The sequence below is a fragment of the Yinghuangia sp. YIM S09857 genome, assembly GCF_051388915.1.
Classification (GTDB): Bacteria; Actinomycetota; Actinomycetes; order Streptomycetales; family Streptomycetaceae; genus Yinghuangia.
The window spans coordinates 149,992-171,682 of record NZ_JBPKBH010000011.1 but is presented as its reverse complement, the minus strand read 5'-3'; the positions used below and the strand labels follow the sequence as shown (position 1 = coordinate 171,682).

16 protein-coding genes are annotated in these 21,691 nt (G+C 70.3%); 10 read left to right on the top strand and 6 right to left on the bottom strand.

Going from position 1 to position 21,691, the window contains the following annotated elements; genetic code table 11:
- The coding region (locus ACRX5S_RS23810) for an ABC transporter substrate-binding protein (protein ID WP_436775094.1) at nucleotides 1-1,383 on the top strand (1,383 nt) is incomplete at its 5' end.
- A gap of 127 nt (nucleotides 1,384-1,510) precedes the next feature.
- On the opposite strand, the gene ACRX5S_RS23805 is transcribed toward ACRX5S_RS23810, so the two are convergent.
- Nucleotides 1,511-3,640, bottom strand: a complete 2,130-nt coding sequence (locus ACRX5S_RS23805) for a hypothetical protein (protein ID WP_436775093.1) — start codon at nucleotides 3,638-3,640, stop codon at nucleotides 1,511-1,513.
- A gap of 358 nt (nucleotides 3,641-3,998) precedes the next feature.
- On the opposite strand from ACRX5S_RS23805, the gene ACRX5S_RS23800 reads away from it, so the two are divergent.
- Nucleotides 3,999-4,238, top strand: coding sequence for a hypothetical protein (locus ACRX5S_RS23800; RefSeq protein WP_436775092.1), 240 nt, complete (start codon nucleotides 3,999-4,001; stop codon nucleotides 4,236-4,238).
- Between the two features lie 121 nt (nucleotides 4,239-4,359).
- On the opposite strand, the gene ACRX5S_RS23795 is transcribed toward ACRX5S_RS23800, so the two are convergent.
- Together ACRX5S_RS23795 and ACRX5S_RS23790 are read right to left on the bottom strand one after the other, a co-directional pair.
- The gene (locus tag ACRX5S_RS23795; RefSeq protein ID WP_436775091.1) at nucleotides 4,360-5,559 is read right to left on the bottom strand and encodes a sensor histidine kinase; all 1,200 of its coding nucleotides are present in this window, start codon (nucleotides 5,557-5,559) and stop codon (nucleotides 4,360-4,362) included.
- Nucleotides 5,559-6,212 carry a response regulator transcription factor gene (locus ACRX5S_RS23790; protein WP_436775090.1) on the bottom strand — a complete coding sequence of 218 codons (654 nt, stop codon included), beginning with the start codon at nucleotides 6,210-6,212 and terminating at the stop codon, nucleotides 5,559-5,561. Before ACRX5S_RS23790 ends, ACRX5S_RS23795 begins: the two co-directional genes overlap by 1 nt.
- Before the next feature lie 272 nt (nucleotides 6,213-6,484).
- Between ACRX5S_RS23790 and ACRX5S_RS23785 the strand changes: the two genes are divergently transcribed.
- From ACRX5S_RS23785 to ACRX5S_RS23765, 5 genes are all read left to right on the top strand, one after another.
- Nucleotides 6,485-7,876 carry a S41 family peptidase gene (locus ACRX5S_RS23785; RefSeq protein WP_436775089.1) on the top strand — a complete coding sequence of 464 codons (1,392 nt, stop codon included), beginning with the start codon at nucleotides 6,485-6,487 and terminating at the stop codon, nucleotides 7,874-7,876.
- A 525-nt stretch (nucleotides 7,877-8,401) separates the two neighbouring features.
- Nucleotides 8,402-9,592: a serine hydrolase domain-containing protein gene (locus ACRX5S_RS23780; RefSeq protein ID WP_436775088.1), complete on the top strand. Its 1,191-nt coding sequence runs from the start codon at nucleotides 8,402-8,404 to the stop codon at nucleotides 9,590-9,592.
- Between the two features lie 347 nt (nucleotides 9,593-9,939).
- Nucleotides 9,940-11,352 carry a family 2B encapsulin nanocompartment shell protein gene (locus ACRX5S_RS23775; RefSeq protein WP_436775087.1) on the top strand — a complete coding sequence of 471 codons (1,413 nt, stop codon included), beginning with the start codon at nucleotides 9,940-9,942 and terminating at the stop codon, nucleotides 11,350-11,352.
- A gap of 210 nt (nucleotides 11,353-11,562) precedes the next feature.
- Nucleotides 11,563-12,975: a family 2 encapsulin nanocompartment cargo protein terpene cyclase gene (locus tag ACRX5S_RS23770; protein WP_436775086.1), complete on the top strand. Its 1,413-nt coding sequence runs from the start codon at nucleotides 11,563-11,565 to the stop codon at nucleotides 12,973-12,975.
- Between the two features lie 14 nt (nucleotides 12,976-12,989).
- Nucleotides 12,990-13,883 (top strand): geranyl diphosphate 2-C-methyltransferase, encoded by an 894-nt coding sequence (locus tag ACRX5S_RS23765; protein WP_436775085.1) that lies wholly within the window; start codon nucleotides 12,990-12,992, stop codon nucleotides 13,881-13,883.
- Between the two features lie 210 nt (nucleotides 13,884-14,093).
- On the opposite strand, the gene ACRX5S_RS23760 is transcribed toward ACRX5S_RS23765, so the two are convergent.
- Both ACRX5S_RS23760 and ACRX5S_RS23755 read right to left on the bottom strand, forming a co-directional pair.
- The gene (locus ACRX5S_RS23760) at nucleotides 14,094-14,510 is read right to left on the bottom strand and encodes a hypothetical protein (RefSeq protein ID WP_436775084.1); all 417 of its coding nucleotides are present in this window, start codon (nucleotides 14,508-14,510) and stop codon (nucleotides 14,094-14,096) included.
- Nucleotides 14,511-14,689: 179 nt separating this feature from the next.
- Nucleotides 14,690-15,094: a hypothetical protein gene (locus tag ACRX5S_RS23755; RefSeq protein WP_436775083.1), complete on the bottom strand. Its 405-nt coding sequence runs from the start codon at nucleotides 15,092-15,094 to the stop codon at nucleotides 14,690-14,692.
- Nucleotides 15,095-15,575: 481 nt separating this feature from the next.
- On the opposite strand from ACRX5S_RS23755, the gene ACRX5S_RS23750 reads away from it, so the two are divergent.
- The 3 genes from ACRX5S_RS23750 (at nucleotide 15,576) to ACRX5S_RS23740 (ending at nucleotide 20,539) form a co-directional block, all read left to right on the top strand.
- On the top strand, nucleotides 15,576-17,645 hold the full coding sequence (locus ACRX5S_RS23750; protein ID WP_436775082.1) for a hypothetical protein: 2,070 nt from the start codon (nucleotides 15,576-15,578) through the stop codon (nucleotides 17,643-17,645).
- Nucleotides 17,646-17,948: 303 nt separating this feature from the next.
- Nucleotides 17,949-19,376, top strand: a complete 1,428-nt coding sequence (locus ACRX5S_RS23745) for a hypothetical protein (RefSeq protein WP_436775081.1) — start codon at nucleotides 17,949-17,951, stop codon at nucleotides 19,374-19,376.
- A complete protein-coding gene (locus ACRX5S_RS23740) occupies nucleotides 19,373-20,539 on the top strand; it encodes an ARPP-2 domain-containing protein (protein WP_436775080.1) in 1,167 nt (388 codons plus the stop codon). The genes ACRX5S_RS23745 and ACRX5S_RS23740 overlap by 4 nt, the downstream gene beginning before the upstream one ends.
- A gap of 91 nt (nucleotides 20,540-20,630) precedes the next feature.
- Here ACRX5S_RS23740 and ACRX5S_RS23735 read toward each other — a convergent pair whose 3' ends face one another.
- Nucleotides 20,631-21,518: a hypothetical protein gene (locus ACRX5S_RS23735; RefSeq protein WP_436775079.1), complete on the bottom strand. Its 888-nt coding sequence runs from the start codon at nucleotides 21,516-21,518 to the stop codon at nucleotides 20,631-20,633.
- Nucleotides 21,519-21,691 lie beyond the last annotated feature (173 nt).

Genomic DNA, 21,691 nt, shown 5'->3' with positions numbered 1-21,691 from the left:
GCCTACGGCGGCGCACCGGCCGACAGCGCGCGTATGTCCGCGCTGTACGACCCGCTCGTCTACCTCGATCCCGAGTCCAACACCGTCAAGCCCCACCTCGCGCAATCCTTGAACACCAGTGACGGGGGCGCTACTTGGACGCTCAAGCTGCGCCCCGGCGTCACCTTCTCCGACGGCACGGCCTTTGACGCGGAGGCGGTACGTACCAACTGGGAGATGCACGCCAAGCCCGAAGTCCGGTCCCAGCACCGGGTTGCCGCGACCGGTCTGAGCCTGGACGTGGCCGACCCGCTCACGCTCCGGGTCTCCCTCGCCGCGCCCAACCCGGCGTTCGACCGCAGCGTCGCCGCCGATTTGACGTTCGTCGAGGCGCCGTCAGTGCTCGCGAAGGGACCGGACGCGTACCGGAACCAGCCTGTCGGCGCCGGGCCGTTCGTCCTCACGAACTGGACCCGCGGGTCGGAGCAGGTCTACCGCAAGAACCCCGTCTACTGGCAGAAGGACAAGGGCCTGCCGCACCTCGACCAGGTCAACATCAAGGTGGTCTCCGACATCGACCAGCAGTACCAGACGCTGCGTTCGGGGGGCGCGGACATCGTCATCGGCGCCGAAGCGCTGCTCGACCGGGCGCAGAACGGGCTCAACACCCGTCCCGTACCGGCCAACGGGGGCCAAGCCGTGCAGTTCAACCTGACCCGTGGGCCGTTCGAGGACGTACGGGCCCGCCGCGCAGTCGCCCTCGCCGTCGACCCGGCGGACATGGCCCGCACCCTCGGCCTCGGCGCGGTCCCCGCACGTGGATACTTCAACACCGGGTCCCCGTTCTTCGACGAGACCGCCGCCCAACCGGCTCACGACAAGGTCGAGGCGCAACGGTTGTTCGACGAACTCGCTTCTGAAGTCGGCAAGTTGGATTTCACTTTCGTGACTCCGAAATCATCGGCGTCCACCAAGGTCGCGGAATACCTGCAAAGCAGGCTGAACCAGTACCGCAACGTGTCCATGCGGGTCGAAGCCGTCGACATCGCCGCGTACATCACCCGCGTGGTCGTGCAAAAGGACTACCAGGCAACGCTCTACCAGGACTGGGTCATCGACCCGGAGCCGCGCGCGTGGAACGCCTTCCACTCGACAAGCCCGCAGAACCTGTCCGGTTGGAAGAATCCCGATGCCGACCACGCCCTCCAAGCCGGCCGAACCGGCACCGACCCCGCCGCGCGCAAGGCCGCCTACGTCGACCTGCAACGCGCCTTCACCGCGGACCTGCCGATGTGGGTCTACGCCGAGTCCACCCAGGGCCCAGTCTTCACCGACCACGTCGGCGGCATCGAACTCTTCAACTCGGGCTCGGTGCTCATGGACCGCATCGGCCTCACGCGCTAGCGGAACCGAGGGCAGGTCCGCCAGCCGAGGCGGCCGCCGACGCAAGTTGGTGGTCCGCGAGCTGAATTCCCGCCCCCCACCGCGGGGGTGGATGGGGCCCGCGGTGGGGGGCGGGTATTGGTCGCGGCTATGGGATGCGGAAGATGTGGACGTCTCCGTTGCGGTCGCCGACGGTGGCTGTTCGACCATCGGGGGAGACCGCCAACTCGCCGCGGGTGTCGTGGAGTTCTGCGGAGGCGAGTGATTCGCCGGTGCTCAGGCGGTGCAGGTGGAGGCCGGTGTCGTCCAGGCGGAGGAGGAGGCCGCGGGTCGGGGCGAGACTCACGCTGCGGGCGGACGGGAGGGTGAGTCGGTGCTCGATGCGGTCGGCGTTCGGGGGGAGTTCGCGGATGTGGACGGCGTCCTCTTTGCCGTACACCAACGCGAGGGTTCCGTCGGGTAGTTCGGTCGGGGGTGCGCAGTAGCCGTCCGGCATGGGGACTTCGCGTCGGGGATCGCCGGTGGCGACGTCCAGTATCTGGAGTGAACTGTCCTCGCCGTAGCCGGTGATGGTGGCGACGGTGCCGTCGCGCAGGAGGACCGCCCAGGCGTAGTAGGGCCAGCTGCGCTCTTCGGTCGGAGGACCCTGGCGGGTCCAGGCGAGCTCGCCGCCGACCAGGTCCCAGCATTGCAGCGCGGGGGTGCCGAACAGGCCGGGACCACCTTTGGACTTCGGGGGGAGAAGCGGGTGGTCCTCGTCCAGGGTTGCCGTGATCAGGGCGTACCGGTCTGAGACGAGAGGCGCCGACCTGGAGGGGCGGCCCGCGGCACCGTGCAGTGGACGGCGTGTGCCGTCGCTGAGGTTCCAGACCTCGGGCGGGCTGCTCGACGGTAGGACGAGGGCCGTGTCGTCGTCGATCGGGCCGGCCGCGTAGATGTGCAGCCAATCGTCGCGGTCCGGTGTCTCGTCGGTGTCGGTGTCGGTGTCGGTGTCGGTGTCGGTCTTCGGGTCCGGGGCCGGGTCCGGGGCCGGCGCGGGGACGCGTACGGCCTCACCGCCCGCCGTGGGCACGAGGTGCAGGTGGTCGCCGACGGGGACCACGAGGCGGCTCGCGTCCGGGGTGAAGAAGGGGGCGCACGCGATTTCTTCGCCGGTCGCGAGCGTCGCGACCCGGATTGCGTCGACGAGGTCCCAGAGGAACGCCACACCGTTGTTGTCCGTGGTCGCGGCCCAGCGTCCTGTCGGGTCGACGGCGACTTCGTCGACACCGGTGGAGTGGTGGTCGCCGCGGAGTTCGCGCCCGGTGAGGGCGGGCCACACGTGGATGGTGCAGTGCTCGGTTTCATAGTCCGCGTCGTGGCCCGAGACCGTGCGCCCGTCCGGGAGGAAGGCCACGGTGGCGGCGGAGCCCGAGCCAAGGCCGGGGTGGAAGTACGCGGACTCGCCGTCCAAAGCGGCGAAGTGCACGCCGTCCATGGACACCGTTGCCATGAGCGGGAGTTCGGGATGTGCGGCCATTGCGTTGATGTACCGCCGACGCGGGAGGCGCGATCGCTCGCTGCCGTCGGCGAGGTCCCAGCAGATCACCTCGTCGGCCGCGGTGTAGAGCCAGTTGCGGGTGGTGTCGAAAGCCAGTGCCTTGGGCGCGCCGTTGTGCCCGACGCCGGTCCGGTTTTGGCCGGCGAGCAGGTAGAGCTGCATGCCCGGGACGTCGAGTACGGTCTGCCCCGAGTCGTACAACTCCCGCTCCAGCTTCGGTCCGGTCAGGTCCCACAAGAGCACCTTGTTGGCGCGCGACGAACTCGCGGCCCGAAGGCCGTCCGGGGAGACCGTCACGTGGTCCACCGACATGCCGTGGTCGTCGAACACGCCGCGGCAGACTGCGTCTTCCAGGTCCCATACGCGGAACGTGCCGTCCTCACCGCCGGACACCGCGGTCATGCCGCTGGCGGCGACCTCCCGGATGTAGCCGGAGTGGCCGGTCAGAACCGCGCGGACCTCCCAGGAGGCGGTGTCCCAGACACCGATCGTCTCGTCGTCCGAGGCAGTGAGCAGCAATCGTCCGTCGTCAGCGAGCGCGAGGCTGTTGACCGGGCCGGTGTGCTCCTCCAAGCGCCGGAGGACACGTTGGCCGGAGAGCGACGCGACGTGGACCTCGCCGCCGTTCTCCGCACTGACGACGCAGGTGTCGCCGTCCGGCAGCAGAACCACGCTCTGCAACTGCCGCTCGGGCAGCACCAGCGAGTACAGCGGCTCCGGAAGCGGCTCAGGAGCCACGCCAATTCTCTTCAGCCCAACACCCATTGCCTCTACGCCTCACGTCATGATCGCCGTCTTGGAAGGGCCATCACCCTGCCAGAGGCAACCGACGACGAAGCCAAGGCGGTTCGCAACATGGACGAAGCGGACGCGCGTGGGACTGTCCAGATGGGTGGCGTGTTCGTCGCGATAGTCTGTCCGGCCGCTGCTGCGGCGGCGCCGGGACGATGGTGGCGACCCGCCGCCGCGCCGCGCTCACCGGCCGTCGCGGCGCCTGACCGACCCGCACCAGTGGGCTCCTCTGTGTGTCGGCGGCAGCGCGCGTACCAGCACCGCGGCCGGAGCAAGCGCCACGTTCACCGTCACCGGCAAGACCGTGTCGCTGTACGGCATCCAGGCGGGCAACGGCGGCATCGCCACCGTGTCCATCGACGGCGGACCGCCCGTGAAGGTCAACACGTACACCCCGGCCGGCACCGCCAACGGCCAGATCGTCTACACCAGTCCCCAACTCACCGCCGGAACGCACACTGTCACCGTCACCAACAGCGGTACCGCGGACCCGCGTTCCTCGGGTACGTCGGTCTCGCTCGACAGCTTCACCGTCAGCGGGTGACCGCATGGCGCAGCACGATGTCGGCGGCCTGACCCGCTGACAGGCGGCACCCGCCCCAAACGGTCCGTCCCGGCGCACCCCGCCGGGGCGGACCGCTCGCGTGCCGTGCCGGCGACCGGGCTCAGGACGGTGCGTCCCGGCCGTGCTCCGGGAACGCGACCGTGACGGCGAGGCCGCCGTCCGGCCGCGGGGCCGCGGTGACCTTCGCGTCGTGGGCGGTGGCGATCGCCTGGACGATCGACAGTCCCAGCCCCAGGCCGCCGTCCGTGGTCCTGGCCTGCCCGATCCGCTGGAACGGCTGGAAGAGCCGGGCGACTTCGCTCGCGGGAACCTTCGGGCCGCTGTTCGTGACCGTCAATCGGCCTGCGCCGCAGGTCACTTCGACCCACCCGCCCGCGACGTTGTGCCGGATCGCGTTGTCCACGAGGTTCACCACGAGCCGCTCGGTGAGCCCCCGGTGCCCGGCAATCGGGCAGGGCGCGACCGACTTCCGCAGCACCACGTCCGGCGATTGGCGTACGTCGACCACCTCCGCGACCACCTCGCCCAGGTCGAAGCGGTGCCGGACGTCGATGCCCGCCTGGCTGCGCGCCAACGTCAGCAGCGCCTCGATCGACCGCTCCTGTTGCGCCCCGGCCGCGAGAATCCGCTCGTGCGCCGCCCGCAGGGACGCCACCGTCGCCCCGGGGTCGTCGAGCGCGACCTGCCCGATGACGCGCTGGCGGGCCAGCGGGGTCCGCAGTTCGTGCGACGCGTTGGCCACGAACCACCGCTGCGCCTTGAACGACGCCTCCAGTCGGCGCAGCAACTCGTCGAAGGTGTCGCCCAGTTCCTTCAGTTCGTCGTCGGGGCCGGCCAGGCCGATACGCCGGTGCAGGTTGGTCGCGGAGATCTCCTGGGCCGTCGTGGTGACCCTCCGCAGCCTGCGCAGGACGCGGCCCGCCATCCACCAGCCGAGCACGAGCGCCAGCACCGCCATGACGGCCAGCCCGATCCCGGACTGGACGAGCAACTGGTGCAGCACCTGCCGCCGTTGCGCGGCCAACGCCTCCTCCGCCTGGGCGACGACCTCCTCGGCTTCGGTGCCGGGCGGGATGGCCGGGCCACCTGGTGCGGTCGCGGCGTCCGGGTCGCGGGTGGTCCGGAACACCTTGAGGTTGGGCGCCGCCGCGACGGTGTGGCGTACCAGGAAGTACGTCACCGACAGCGCGCCGGCGCCGCAGAGCACGAACAGTGTGCCGTACAGCAGGGTCAGCCGCAGTCGCACGGTCCTGCGCGGCAGGTACCGGTCGGCAAGGCGCAGGAACACACTGATCGGCATCAGATCCGGTACCCGGTCCTGGCCACGGTCTCGATGACCGGCGGGTCGCCGAGCTTGGACCGCAGGCGGCTCATGGTGACCTTGACCGCGTTGGTGAACGGGTCGGTCGCCTCGTCCCAGACGCGTTCCAAAAGCTCCTCCGCCGACACCGCCCGCCCTTCCGCGGCCAGCAGCAGGGCGAGCACCCCGAACTCCTTGGGGGCGAGCTCCAGCGGGCGCCCGGCGCGGGCGGCCCGGCGGCGGGCCGTGTCGAGGACCAGGTCGCCGTGGCGCAGCACCGGCGGTACGGCGGGGTGCGCCCGGCGGGCCAGCGCTCCGATCCGCGCCACCAGGACGCGGAAGTCGAACGGTTTGGGCAGGTAGTCGTCGGCGCCCAGCGCGAGCCCGTCGACCAGGTCGTCGCCGGACGCGGCCGCGGTCAGCATCAGGATCCGACTGCGGCACCCGGCGTCGATCAGCTCCGTGCACACGTCGTCGCCGTGCACGCCGGGCAGGTCGCGGTCCAGCACGATCACGTCGTAATCGGTGCACAGCGCCCGGTCGAGCCCGCCGGCCCCGTCGACCGCCACATCGACGGCCATGTGCGCACGCCGCAGGCCGGTCGCCACCGTCTGCGCCATCTCCTCGTCGTCCTCAATCACGAGCACTCGCATCGCGCCAGTATCGGCATACGGGGGTTTCGGCGGCGTTGCGCCGCGCGTGCGGTCGTGTCCGAGGTCGCGTGTGGGGCCGGGACTTCCTGGGCGTGTTCGGCGACTTCGTCGGAGACGGCGATGCCGACGAGGAAGGCGCCGACGGGGGCCGGGCGCGACGTCGTGCGAGGCCGCGTGTAGTGGCGTGCGAAGCCGCGCGTGAAACCGTCCCGCAACCCACTCCCGAGTAGAACTCACCACGCCCAACACCTGCGACCAGCAAGGGGATACGCGTGAAACTCGGAAGGCGTACGCTCGTCACCGGCGCCACCACGGTGCTCGCCGCCGCGGTCGCATTCGTCGGCGTGGGAGGCGGCACCTCCGCGGCCGGACCCACGCGGCCGCCGGCCTGCACCAAGGCCGAGCCCGGGAAGCCGACGCCGGCGCCGACCACGGTGGAGACCGTGGGGCAGGCGTACTACTGCATCTTCGACAACTACTACAGCGGGCCGGTGCTCGACGGCCGCACGCTGCTGGTGCCCGCCTTCGCCGCCATGACGCAGGAAATGCAGCGCCTCGGCGCCGACCAGGCCGGTGCCACGCTGCCCGCGCTGACCGGGCGCAAGGACGCCGACTGGGCCGCGTTCGCCGAGGTCTACGAGCGGATCGCCGCCGCGCTTCCGGACGACGCCGCGCGCGAGGCCGTCGGCCGGGCGGCCATCGGGGCGATGGTGGCGGAGTTGGACGACAACCACGCGACGTGGGGCGGGCCGACCGGCCCGAACCCGTTCGGACTCGACACGTCGGTGACGGTCGGCAGGGGCGACATCGACCCGGTCGCCGGTGAACCGGCGTTCGTCGACAAGATCGAGGCGGGCAGTCCGGCCGAGAAGGCCGGACTCAGGCTCGGGGACGAGGTCCTGGCGGTCAACGGTGTGCCGCTGTTCGTCAACGGCGTGCTCAATACCGGGGCGCTCGCGTGGCTCATGAAGGGCGTGGAGGGCGCGACCGCAGAGCTGACCGTGCGTCGGCCGGCGACCGGGGAGACGCTGACCTTGGCGGTGACCGCCGCCCGGTACCCGCACGCACCGCTGGACGTGCGGTCCCGGCTGGTGGACGGGAACATCGCCTACGTCACGCTGCCGGGCTTCGACCCGGAACTGGCGGACAAGGTGCTCGCGGCGATCACGGACATGCGGACGACGACCCGACTCCGGGGCGTGGTCCTGGACTTGCGTGGTAACGGCGGCGGGCGCCCGGAGGCCGTGGAGAAGTTGCTGGGCGCGCTCGTGCACGACGCGACGCACGGGTACCTGTGCGATGTGAAGGGCCGCTGCACGCCCAAGCGCACCGACGACTCGGTGGAGTTGCTGAACCTGCCGTTCGTCGCGCTCACGGACCGGCACTGCGCTTCGGCGTGCGACGCGTTCTCCGCCGCGGTGAAGGACCTCGACCTCGGCACGCTGGTCGGCACGCGTACGTCCGGCACGGTCTCGGGACCCGGGGAGATGTACGAGCTGAACAACGGCACCCGCATGATGCTGCCGAAGTACCACGGGCTCGGGCCGGACAAGGAGGTGGTCAACACGATCGGCGTGGCGCCCGACCACTTCGCGCCGACCACGGCGGCCGATCTGTCGGCCGGGCGGGATGCGGCCTTGGAGAGGGCGAAGTCGCTGCTTTGATGCGCTGGTTGACTGAGCGGACGGGTCGAGGCCGGGCCGATTCGGTGGGCCCGGGCACGACCCCGAGGCGTGTTGAACTCAGCCTCTGTGCCGGGCCCGTTCACGTAACCGGCGCGCAACCGCGCAGCGAGTACTCCTGGTTCCCATGAGCAACCACTCCCGTCGCACCGTCATCAAGTTCCTCCCAGGGCACGCAGAATCAGGGCACGACCCCGCACAAGGCGCCGGCCGGCTACCTCCTGCCGCCGGACGGGCGGCTCGTGGTCTTCGGCCAGTTCATGAACCTGCCCGTCGGATCCTTCGCCGAGGCGACGGCCATGCAGCGGGTCGTGGAGAACGCGCAGGGCGAGATCGCCGACGCCATCTGCACGTCGCTCACCCGCTGACCGATTACACGGTGGTCCTGTCCCGCCCGCGCGGTGTCCCGACCGCGGGCTGTCCCGACGGCGTGGTGTCCGGACGGCGTGGTGTCCGGACCCCGGTGTCCCGCCCGCGCGATGTCCATTTACTCGAAAGGGAATTGACGTGACCAAAGCCCCATCGCGCCGGTCCGTGCTCGGCTTCCTCGGCGCCGCCCCGGTCGCCGCCGGACTGCTGGCCGCCGGCACCGACACCGTCGCCGCCGCGGTCGCCGGGGATGACGCCCGCCACCTGCCGTTCCGCGACCTCCTGCCCGGCGGGCGGTTCGACCGATACATCGCCGAACGCGCGGCCGCCGGCCAGTTCTCCGGCACGGTCCTGGTGGCCCACCGAGGCAGGGCCGTACTGACGAGGTCCCACGGCATGGCCGACGAGGCCCGGGGCGTCGCCAACGCCGCCGACACCAGCTTCGACCTTGCTTCGATGACGAAGTCGTTCACCGGCGTGGCCGTCGCCCGGCTCGCACAGGAAGGCAAAGTCGCGTTCCACGAACCGCTGGGCACCTACCTCGGCGGATTCCCGGCCGACGTCGCCAAGGCCACGGTGCACCAACTGCTCACCCACACCTCGGGGGTGGGCAGGCCCAGCAAGACGCCCGAGCGTCCGCCCGGCGAGGACGAGTGGAACAGCGAGGAGGACTTCTGGCAGGGGATGGCGGCGTATCTGCCCACGCTGCCACTGCGGTTCGCCCCGGGCACGCAGTACGGCTACAGCAACGACGGGTACTTCGTCCTCGGCGCGATCGTGGCCGCCGTGTCCGGGCAGTCGTACTACGACTACGTGCGCAGGAACGTGTTCGCCCCGGCGGGGCTCACCGACACGGACTTCTACACGCGCCCGACCGTCGCGTCCGACCGCGGCATCGCGCACGGGTACGCGGCGCAGCCGTCGGGCGAGCGGGTGGACATCACGACGACTCCGTGGCTGCCGTACGTCGGAAGCCCCTACCACGGTGCGTTCTCCTCCGCCCCGGACCTGCTGCGGTTCGCCAATGCGCTGTACGGCGAACGGCTGTTGAGCGGCCCGTACACGCGCATCGTCACGAGCGGCAAGCACGCGCTCAGCCCGCGGGACCGCCCGGCCGTGGTGGACGGCGAGGTCGGCTTCCACGGGTACGGCCACTCCGAGACGGTGACGGCGACGCGCCGGGTTGTCGGGCACTCGGGCAGCGGCCCCGGTCGGGCGACCAATCTGGACGCCTTCCCGGACGCGGACTGGCTGGTCGTCGTCCTCACGAACCACGACACGAGCATCAAGCCGATCGTGGCGACGGCACGGCAACTGGTGTCGCCGTAGTTTCGGGTGATCCCCGTGGCCCTCAAAGCTCAACCAGCCTTATTGCCAAGCAAGTTGTGCACTCTCGAACGGTGTCGGCCGGTATTCGGCCGACACCGTTGGCGTTTTCGCGATTCGGCTGCTCGGCGGGGCCGGTTCGGCGGGATTTCGGGCGCAAACCACAGCCACTCCTTCGAGCTATTTCGGCTTTCGGCCCGGGACGCGTCGGGGGGTCGGCCGTTAGCGTTTCTCATGGCCTGAGAACTACACGGTTGGCATATCGCCCGGAATTCACTCCCTCTATGTCCCGAACCCGGTGACGTGCGCGGATGCGCCCGCCGCCGCTCAGCGAAGGAGAGTCTGACCCGATGACCGTTGACACCGGCACCGAGCCGCAAGAGGCACCGCAGAAGCAGTCCAGCCTGGCCACCGCGGCCGCCCGCAACCTCGCCTCGACCACCAAGTCCGCTCCCCAGATGCAGGGGATCACGTCCCGCTGGCTGCTGCGCATGCTGCCGTGGGTGGAGGCCAAGGGCGGCACCTACCGGGTGAACCGCCGCCTCAGCTACACCGTCGGAGACGGGCGGATCGAGTTCGTCCAGGACGGCGCCCGGGTGCGGGTGATCCCGCGCGAACTCGGCGAACTCGCGCTGCTGCGCGGCTTCGAGAACGAAGCGGTGCTCAACGCGATCGCCGACCGTTGCGTGCAGCACGACTTCCGGGCCGGCGAAGTGCTGGCCGGACACGGGGACGCGGCCGAGGGGATCAACCTCATCGCGCACGGCCGGATCAGGCAGACGGCTGCGGGCAAGTACGGCGACCAGGCCGTCGTGGCCGTGCTCGCCGACGGCGACCGCTTCGGCGAGAACGCGCTGCTGGACGCCGACGCGCGGTGGGACTACACCGCGACAGCCGAGACCTCGGGCACGTTGCTGACGCTCTCCCGCGCGGACTTCGACGCGGTGCTGGCGACGGCGCCCGATCTGGCGGAGCACCTGCGGGAGTTCGGGTCCCTGGCGCGACAGAGCCAGAACAAGCACGGCGAGGCCGAGATCGCGATGTCGTCCGGCCACTCCGGCGAACCGGAGCTGCCCGGCACGTTCGTGGACTACGAGCTCAATCCGCGCGAGTACGAACTGTCGGTCGCGCAAACCGTCCTGCGCATCCATACCCGGGTCGCGGACCTCTACAACGGGCCGCACGACCAGACCGAGGAGCAACTGCGGCTCACCATCGAAGCGTTGCGTGAGCGCCAGGAGTACGAGCTGGTCAACAACCGGGACTTCGGCCTGCTCCACAACGCCGCGTTCAAGCAGCGCATCCAGTCCCACGACGGCCGGCCGACCCCGGACGACATGGACGACCTGCTCTGCCGCCGCCGCGGCACCAAGTTCTTCTTCGCACACCCCCGCGCCATCGCGGCCTTCGGACGCGAACTCAACGCACGGGGGCTCTACCCGGACCACGTGGACCTCGGCGGGCAGTCGGTCCCGGCCTGGCGCGGCGTCCCGGTGCTGCCGTGCAGCAAGATCCCGATCACCGCGGAGAACACCACCTCGATCCTCGCCATGCGGACCGGCGAGGACAAGCAGGGCGTCATCGGCCTGCGCCAGACGGGGTTGCCGGAGGAGTACGAACCCGGTTTGTCCGTACGGTTCATGGGCATCAACGACCAGGCGATCATGTCCTACCTGGTCTCGACGTACTACTCCGCCGCGATCCTGGTGCCCGACGCGCTCGGCGTGCTGGAGAACGTCCAGATCGGCCGCAGGAGCGACTAGGTCGCGTCTTCACCGTCCAGCCGGGCCCGTGAAGGGGCCATCCGACGGCAATGTGAAGACACTCCCTGGCCCCGTCGGTGCCTGTGCCGCATCGTCCGACCACGGCCGCGTCCGCCCGCGACCCGGTCGGCCGATCGAGCGCGCCCGGGAACTGAGCCAGGACCCTGCGCCAGCACCCTGAGCCCCCACCATCTCGCCAAGGAGCCATGGATGCCCGACCTCGGTCCGTGCTGCCCGCCGCCACCGAGCCGGACGGACGCCCTGGGCCGCCTCGCGCCCCCCGGCGCCGGCCCCCGGCCCGTCGCCCCGTCGCCACCGTTCACGCTTCCGGGACCGGCACCGGCGCCCTGGGTGGCGGCAGCGGCTGCCGCTGCGGCTGCATTTGCGCCCGTCGGCGCGCCGGCTCCGGCCCCTGAGTCGGGTCGGACCGCCGCCGCCGCGGACTTGCCCACGCCGCCTGCGCCGCCTGTTCCGCCCTCCGTACGCTTCGAGGACACTGCCGCGCTGCCCGACACGTCCGCATTCGTGGAACGCCTCCGCCGAGGCCCCAGCGGACTGGGCACCGCGGGGCTGCACTTCGCCCCGCGTACCGAAGCTCCCGCGAACACGCCCGCACCGCAGGAGACTTCGGGGCCTCCGGCGCCCGGAAGCCCGATCCCCGGGCTCTACCACCACCCCGTACCGGAGCCGGATCCGGTGCGCGTGGAGGAGATCGGACGCCGGATCAAGCGGTGGGCGGTGGACGAGGTCGAGGCGTACCCGCCGGAGTGGGAGGATCAGTTCGACGGATTCTCCGTCGGGCGCTACATGGTCGCCTGCCACCCGGACGCCCCGACCGTCGACCACCTCATGATCGCCACGCGCCTGATGGTCGCCGAGAACGTGGTCGACGACTGCTACTGCGAGGACCACGGCGGATCACCCGTCGGCCTGGGCGGCAGGCTCCTGTTGGCGCACACCGCCCTCGACCCGGTCCACACGACCGCGGAGTACGCCCCGGCCTGGGGGGAATCGCTCGTGTCGGACGCCGCGCGGCGCTCGTACCGCTCCGCGATGGACTACTTCACACGGGCCGCGACCCCCTCCCAGGCCGACCGCTTCCGGCACGACATGGCCCGCCTGCACCTGGGCTACCTCGCCGAGGCCGCCTGGGCGCAAACGGAGTACGTGCCCGAGGTGTTCGAGTACCTGGCGATGCGACAGTTCAACAACTTCCGCCCGTGTCCCACCATCACCGACACCGTCGGCGGATACGAACTCCCGGCCGACCTGCACGCGTTGCCCGCCATGCAACGGGTGATCGCGCTGGCGGGCAACGCCACCACCATCGCGAACGACCTGTACTCGTACACCAAGGAACTCGAAAGCCTGGGCCTGCACCTGAACCTGCCGGTGGTGATCGCCGCGAAGGAGAACCTCTCCGACAAGGAGGGGTATCTGAAGGCGGTCGAGGTCCACAACGACCTCATGCACGAGTTCGAGGCCGCCGCCGCCGAACTCGCCGCCTCCTGCCCCGATCCCCGCATCCTGCGCTTCCTGCGCGGCGTCGCGGTGTGGGTGGACGGCAACCACTACTGGCACCAGACCAACACGTACCGCTACAGCCTGCCCGACTTCTGGTAAGGACGGACTCACCTGTGAGCAACGCTGACTGCACCGCGGCCGACTCCGCCGTCACCGGCACGCCCGTCATCCCGCGCCCGGCGACGCCGTACCAGGGCGACATCGCCCGGTATTGGAACAACGAGGCCCGGCCCGTGAACCTCCGCCTCGGCGACGTCGACGGTCTCTACCACCACCACTACGGCGTCGGCGAGATCGACCGGGCCGCCCTGGGCGACGTCGGCGACGGCGACTACGAGGCCAGGGTCGTCGCCGAACTGCACCGCCTGGAGTCCGCGCAGACGGACGTCCTGCTGGGCCACCTCGGCACCGTCGGCCGCGACGACACACTCGTCGACGCGGGCTGCGGCCGCGGCGGCTCCATGGTCATGGCGCACCGGCGTTTCGGCTGCAAGGTCGAGGGCGTCACCCTGTCGGCGAAACAGGCCGACTTCGCCAACGTGCGTGCCCGTGATCTCGGTATCGGGAGCCACGTCCGAGCGCGGGTCTGCAACATGCTCGACACCCCGTTCGACACCGGGCAGGCCAGGGCGTCCTGGAACAACGAGTCGAGCATGTACGTCGATCTGCACGACCTCATGGCCGAGCACTCCCGCATCCTCACGGTGGGCGGCCGGTACGTCACCATCACCGGATGCTGGAACCCGCGCTACGGCCAGCCCTCCAAGTGGGTCTCCCAGATCAACGCCCACTTCGAGTGCAACATCCACTCACGCCGCGAGTACCTGCGCGCGATGATCGACAACCGCCTGGTGCCGCAGGCCGTTGTCGACCTCACCCCCGACACCCTCCCTTACTGGAAGCTCCGCGCCACCACCTCACTGGTGACCGGCATCGAGGAGGCGTTCATCAAGTCGTACGAGGACGGATCCTTCCAATACGTCCTCATCGCGGCCGACCGCATTTGACACGGACCGCATTTGACATGGACCGCGTTTGACGTCGACTGCATCTGACGTCGATTGCATTTGACGTCCACCGCAATTTGACGTCCGTCGCAATCTGATGTCGACCGCAGTCTGACCTCAACTGCACCGGGCAACCGGCCCCGACCCGCGCTGTTCGGTGGGCCGCCCCGTCACCACGACAGGGCGGCCCATCGGCCGTCCCCGGCGTGCCTACCGTGTCCGCTGGTCCGGACTGGTCGTCAGGCGGGCGTACGCCGACCAAGCCGACAACACCCCGGCCACCGCCGTCCCCAAAACGGCGCAGCCGGCCAGCGCGACGATCCGCGGCAGGTCCGTGGCCGCGTCCCAGGCCAACTCGCCCACGGTGCCGACCGCGAACCCGTTGTAGAGCAGCCAGCAAATGCCGCCCACCGCGAGCGCGGCCGTCACCCGTGCGGGCGCGCAGCACGTGAGGATGAACGCGAACACGCACAGCACAACCAGCACCACGCCGGGACGCCGGAGGAGCCCAAGGCTCGCCAGGACCGTCAGCACGGCCACGGCCCCGAACAACGCCGCCGGAACGACGGCCGCGAAGGGCGCCCGCTCGGGCACCGGACGCGCCCCGTACGGCCTCACCTCGTCCACGCGATCTCCCTGCATCCACTGGCGACGCGCCGAGCCTGCCCGCGGGTCCGCCGCCCCGGCGCCCCGCGACAGAAGCCACGCGTCATGTTCCCGCATCATGACGCGCCGCAGAGCCCCCGCACCAACGCCGCCGCCACCGCCCGCCGCACGTGGCGGACCCGGGCCGCGCAATACCCGGATTAATCAGAACGCGGGCACGTGCCGTCAGACAGGCTGATGTCATACAGCCCAACACCCCGCCCTCGGGCGTCGGCGCGCTGCACAAGCGTCACGCACACGGCATTTTTGCCGCCCTTGTCGCCCACATCGAACGAGAACGTCATCAGGCCGCTGGGCCCGTCCGACGCCGTCGTGTCCCGCACCGCGTAGTCCGCCAGCTTGACCAGCGGCGTCTTGACGTCCCGCCGCCCGGCGGCCAGATCCAAACCCCGCTCGATCTCAAGCTGCGCCGTACCGGGCAACTGGTCCCGGAAGTCGGCGCGCTGCACGTCCTGGACGGCCTCACGCGTCATGTCGCGGACCTCCCCGCGGCTCAGCCCGTCGTCGTCCGCGACGTACCACCCCACCAGCACCGCCACACCCACCGCAGCCACACTCCCGCCACCAACCCACCAAGCCTTCCGCACAAACCCTCCCATCCCCAAGCAGCCCCACCCAGCAGGCTAGTGCCGCACCGCCGGGGAGGGATTGGGCGTATCTGCAACTCGGTGGGTGGGGTGATCTCTGCACAATCCCCATCTCCGAGCGGCTCCAATCAGCGGGCGCGTGCCGCGGCGCCGCCGTCGGATCGGGTATGCCGGCAACTCGGTGGGTGGGGTGATCTCTGCATGCCCCCCATCTCCGAGCGGCCCCATTCAGCGGGCGCGTGCCGCGGCGCCGCCGACGAATTGGGTATGCCGGCAACTCGGTGGTGGGATTGGTGGGGTGATCTGTGGGGCAACTGGGGTGCTCGGGGGGTTGGGGGACTGTACGGTCGTGGCGGGTGGGGAGGCCGGGGGGACGGTGGCGGGAGTTGGCGATGGAGCTTGTCGGTGAGCGGGCGGCGGGGTTGGGGTGTGGGGGACTGTGACCGACCTTGAGGGGCTGCGGTCCGAGTTGGACCGGGCGTTGGAGCGGGGGATCCGGTGGGTCGCCGGGCTGGACGGGGTGTTGCCCGGGGACGACGGGGCCCGGGAGCAGCGCGGGGCGGATGTCGTACGGCTGGTGCGGTTGCGCCAGCGGGCTGCCTCGTCGCTGATCAACATCGGTCTGCTGGGCGGGTTTTCGTCCGGCAAGAGCTTCCTGCTGAGTGGGCTCCAAGGCCATCTGACGCTGCGGCAGGTCATCCACGGGGGCGTGCTCGCGGACCAGTTCATCGGGATTCTGCCGTCGGCTCCCACGCCGACCACGTCGTGCCCGGCCACGGTGATTCCGGTGAAAGACGCCGACGGTGAACTCAACGCCGGGGGACGCGGGTTCCTGCGGGTGCGGTTCGCGGACTCGGACGTGTGGGAGGACATCGGCTCCGACCTCAGTCCCATCGAGGTGGCCGCGTACGCCGGCACCGACGCGAACGTCACCGCGCGCCGCGAGCGGCACTGGGAGCGTGCGGTCGCCGAGCTCGAACTGATGATCGACACCTATGAGTTGCCGGCGAAACTGTACGACCTGCCGGGCCACGGTTCGCCGAACGAGATCCACAACCAGATCGTCCGCGACCGCGTGCACAATGCCGACTGCTTCATCTACGTCGCCAATGCGACGCGTTCGCTGTCGGACGACGACCTCGACCTGATCCGCTTCCTGCGCTCCGAGCACGGCGGAAGGCGCGTGGTGTGGGTGGTCACCGCGATCGACCGGGCGATGGAGATCGGGCTCGACAACAAGCCCGCGTGGCAGGCGACCGTCGACCTCAACAACCGCTACCTCCGCGAGAACTTCACCCTGCCGGACGGCCGGCCCGACATGGACTTCATCGGCGCGGGATTCCTGCCGGTGTCCCCGGCGTTGGAGGCCCGCGGCGCGTTCGAGGCGGCCTCGGAAGAGCCGGAGCGGGTCGCACGCGGCAACGAACTCCGGGCAGCGGGACGGATGGACGACCTGCGCCGGGTCGTCGGTGATGTGCTTCAGTCCGGAACAGGCCGTCACCATGTGGCACTTGTGGCCGCACAGACCCGCTCAACGCTCGAAGCGCACTGGAACATCGCCTCCGACGAGCTGCGTACGCTGCGCATTCCGGTCGACCAGCTCACCGGTGAGCAGACGGCGTTGCGGTCGCGCGTGCGTACGTTCAACACGGTGGCGCGGAGCACCATCACGCGGCTGGAACGGCTGTTGGACGAGCGGCTGCGCACGGTCGAACGGCCGTTCTCGGGCAGGCGCGCGCTCGCGCACCACCTGCACTCCGAACTGGACGCGCAGGTGGCGGAGACGGATGTGCGGCGGACCCGTAACCTGCACCGGCTCGAAGTGCGCAAGACCCAGGCCATCGAGGAGTGGCTGTCGCAGGACGGCGCCCCCGCGCCTTTGTGGGACGAGCAGTTCGAGGCGTTCAAGTCCGATGTCGTCGCGATCCTGGCCGACGTCGTACGCGAGTCCATGACCGAGGACGAACTCCCGCGCGCCCGCCGCATCAACGTCGACGACCTCGTCCCGCCCGCCGAGCGCACCCCGGCCGAGGTGCAGGACATCGTGCAGCGCGCGGCCGGGATCGTGAGCCTCGTCGCGCCGCTCGCGACCGGCGTGGCCACCGCGCTCGGCGTGGTCACGGGCGGCCTGGCGCTCATCCCCATCGGTGTCGCGGCGGCTGCGGGGGCGCTCTACGGCGGCATCGGCTTCCGCAAGAGCCGCCGCGACAGCAGCGACGTCGCCCGGACGGACTACATCAACCACCTCGACCTCGCCGCGGCGCAGGTGCGCCAGAACTTCATCAGCGCTGCCGGACAGTCGGGCTCCGAGATCATCGAACGCGCGCAGCGCATCCTGAACGACCGCCGCTCCCAACTGGACCAGCGCATCGCGTCCATCGCCGCGCGGATGAGCGAAAGCGCGCACTACGACTTGGAGGAGCGCATCCGGGCGCTGGAGCCGGTGGTCGCGGAGGGCGGGGAACTGCTCGACACACTCAATGCGTTGGCGCGCAGCAGGAATTCATGAGGACAGCGGCGTTGTGAGAGGTGGGATTGGGCGCGGCGGTGATGCGGATGCGGTGCGGGCGGGTCGCGCCGACGACGGCCGACAAGCTGTTGCGATGTGGTCGATGTGCCCTCGCCGCCTCCACCCCCCAACCCTCCGGCGGAATATTCTCGAACGCCGCAGCTCCCCGGCACCTAGACTTGATCCCGGTCGGCCGCGGGACTTCAGTTGCGACTTTCGAAACCGCCTCTTAAGCGATCCCTCGCTGTTCGCTCCTCCATTCCCCGGCCGGCCTTTTGCGTCCGGTGGACAAGGGAGGCGGGTGTGGAGCGCCGCGAATGGGTCGCGTGCGAGGACGTCGTGCTGTTCGTCAACGCGGCCGTCACCTCGACCGGGCAACGCGAATTCCGGGACAGCGAGTACGAACAGCACATGTCGCTCGCGTTCCTGCACGAATACATGCTCGGCAACTACCGCGATCTGTACGCCGCTTCCCTGGCGCTTGAGATCAACGACCACAACGCGGCGCTGATCGTACGCAACCTGCTCCGCACGAGCCGCGGACTGCCGCCGGACATCCGCCGCCGCGAAGGGGCGTTGATCGCCCGCCGCCTCGAACTCATGGCGCCGCAGCGGGTCTACCGGCTGTTCCGCGAACTGGCGCGCCTGCGCGCCAACAACCGCCGTACGCGCGCCATCATGCGCGACTGGATCGCACAGCGTCCGGACCCCGCCCTGGACGCCGTGAAGTACCGCGCCGGCGCGAAGGCCGCCGCCCGGCACGCCCATCTGCCGGTGCCGGGGGAGACGGGCACGCTGCTGTTCGTCCCGCTGCGCAAGGTCAAGGGCTTCGAGACCCCGCTGTTCGAGACGTGGCGTCAGGCCCACTACTCACGGCGTGCGCTGTACGACCTTCCGTACACCGTCGCGGAGGGCTTCGCCGCCCGGCACGGCGTGGCGCGGGCCGAGTTCCTGCGCGGCATCGCCCCGCGCCTGACCCGCCTGGAGCGCCTGCGACTTCAGGACTCGGGCGAACGGCTCAAGGTGGACGGCGTACGCGCCGACCTGGCGACGATGCCGCTGACCCGACTGGCCTCGTACGTCCTGTCGTTGACCCGCGAGGTCCGGGCTCGTCGGCACGACGAACTGCACAACGCACTCACGGCGGCCGCACTCCGGGTGGTCGGCCGGGCCGCAGGAACCTGGGGGCACGTGGTCGCCGTTCTCGACGACAGCTTCTCCTCGTTCGGCTCGACGGCCAAGCGGCAGCGTCCACTTGCGGTCGCGCTTGGCTGCCACTACCTGCTGAAAGCGCTGGCGGGTACGTACACCGCGCTGTGGACGTCCGGGGCGCGTGATCCGCTGATGGTGCGTCCGTCGGGTCCCACGCCGCTCGGGGAGCGGTTGATCGACGGGCTCGAACTCCGGCCCGAGCGGCTCATTGTGATCTCCGACGGCTGGGACAACGCGCCCCCGGGGCTTGCGTCCGAGGTCCTGCGCGTGTGGCGCACGCGCCTGGACCCGGCCGGTGCGACGTCCGTGGTCCACCTGAACCCGGTCTACGACGCCGACGACTTCGGGGTGAAGGGGTTGGCGGCGACGGTGCCGACCGTGGGCGTCCGGGACGCGGAGGACGTCCCGACGCTCGTGGAGCTGGCCCGCTTCGCGGAGGGGCGTGCCGGCCTCCGCGAACTCGACCACTATCTGACGGCGAGGCGGCAGCGCTTCCTGGCGGGAGGGAAGTCACGGTGAAGACAGGCACTTTCGCGCTGACCGGGCTTACCGTACGCCCCGCTCAGGTGTGGGGCGCGATCCGGCTCGTGCCTCTCGTACGCGACGCGCCGGTCGCCGGACTGCGCCTGGACCGGCGCGTGTACGAAGTGGGCGACCCGTCCGTCGTGGACGTCGGCGACGGCACCGCCTACAGCTCCTACATCCCCCACGCGTTCGTCGCCTCTTGGGGCGAACACGCCGAGCCCGCCGCGGCGTTCGGTACCCAGCTCCAGGAGCGGCCCGTACAGCCGCGCCGCGTGAAGCTCCCCACATCCGGTCGCGCGATCCGCCGCCTGGCGCGCCGTGTCGCCCCCGGACGCCTGCGGTTCCTGCCCATGCACCTGGCGATGGAGGGCTATCTCGCCCTGCACTTCGGCGGTCCCGAGATCGTGTGGGAGGAATGGACGGACGCCGCGGTCCGGCACGGACTCTCGCCGCGCGTCGAGGAGGCGTACTGCGGTGCGTGGGTGCGTGGACTGGCGGACGCCCTCCGCGTGTTCGAGATCCACCCGGGCCAGTGCGGCGTCGCACTCTACGTCGCGGACGCCCTCGCCGGCATGTTCGTCGTCCCCCACCCCGCCGACTACCGCGCGCTGCACGCCACGCTGATGGAGGACCTGTACGGCGAAGTCCTGTTCCACTACACGACGTACGTCGCGTCCGTGCCGGACTTCAACGCCTCGATCGACGCCGACCGAGTCTCCTCGTTCGCGGACCTGCGCGCCGAGGCCGCCCGGCAATTCGACGACTGGGCCAGGTTCCATGACGACTCGATGGCCGCCGGACTGCTGGGCGAGGACGCCTACACGTACGAACGCGTCTACAACCTGGGCGAGTTCACCCTGTCCCGCATACTGCCGTCGTTCCGCCTCAACGAGGAGAACCACATCGGCGAACTGATCACGTCCGCCGACGGCCAACTGGCCTACTGCAAGACCTTTCGACTCTCCTCCACCCAGGTCCGCCGCGGCTACCTGCTGTCCCGTCTCCACGCCCACAACTGGGACCTCGTCGCCACCGCAGAAGCCCTCGGCACCAACCCGGCCCAACTCGCCGCCCGCATCGAAGCAGCCGGCTTCACCGGACTCCTGCGCCACCACGTGGTAGCCCGACTGACGAAGTCCGGCCGCCGCCCGACCTGACACGCCATCGCAAGCCCGGTGAGCGGCGTCGAGGACGCTGACGCTGTCGATGGTGGGTGTCGGGGACGATGCCGAAGGTGTTTGTCGCCAGTCAGGCGAGCGTCACCGATCCTGTCGCGTGTTCGTGTTCGCGTTGGGTTGCGACGCGCAGAACGGCCGTCCCGTTCAGCGGGGTTCCGGAGGCGATGAGGTATTCGTCGGCGAAGATCGGGGCTCGGAGTCGGTAGGCGAGGTCGCGAACGCGGCGCTCGGGAGCGTGGCGGCGGGGGAGTTCCAACATGAGGAGAGCCAACAGCGGTCCGTGGACGACCAATCCGGGGTAGCCCTCCTCCGACCGGCAGTACGGCTCGTCGTAGTGGATGCGGTGTGTGTTGGCCGTCAGGGCGCTCATGCGGAACAGCAGCGCCGAGGTCGGGCGGAGGGGGAGTTGCCACGGGTCGTCGGCTTCGGGCACGGCTGCGTCGTCGACTTCGTGCGGGTGCCGAGCCGCGCTGTCGCCGGAACGGTAGACGATGTCCTGCTCTTCCACGAGGCGGACGCGGCCGAGTTGTCGGAACTCCCGGCGTTCGGTGACGAACAGCAGGTCGCCGGTACGTCCGTGCTTGACGGCGACCGACGCCAGACTTGCGGTGCACTCGGCAGGTTCGCCGAGCCTGAGCGGTTCGTCGATCCGGCAGCGGCCGCCCGCGAACATGCGGCGGCGGTTCGGGACGGGCGGTAGGAAGTGCCCGTTCCGGGGATGGCCGTCGGCGCCGAGGTCGGCCTGCGCGGGCCAGCGCAGGAAGTGCAGCCAGTGCCACAGCGGAGGCAGCGGATCCCCGGCGTTCGCGACCGGGCCGGGCAGGTCGAGGACGGCCGACAGCGCAGCGACCGGTTCGGTGCGCAGTGGGTCGGTGTCCGTGACCGGTCCGGGATTCCACGACTCGACGTACGACGCGAGCGGGGACGCGTCGGAACGGCCTTCGGGTGCGGACTGCATCGGCGGCTCCTGCGGCGGCGTACGTGCGGATGGTTCCGGAGAAGCGAGCGGGGTGCTCGTCCGCTCTCGATCATGGGGGGCGAGGCGTTCGATTGCACGAGTGATACGCGTGTCGTCGCCAAGATCCCCGCGCGGACCGGTGCATGACTTTGCGTCAGCGGGCGTTCCCTGAA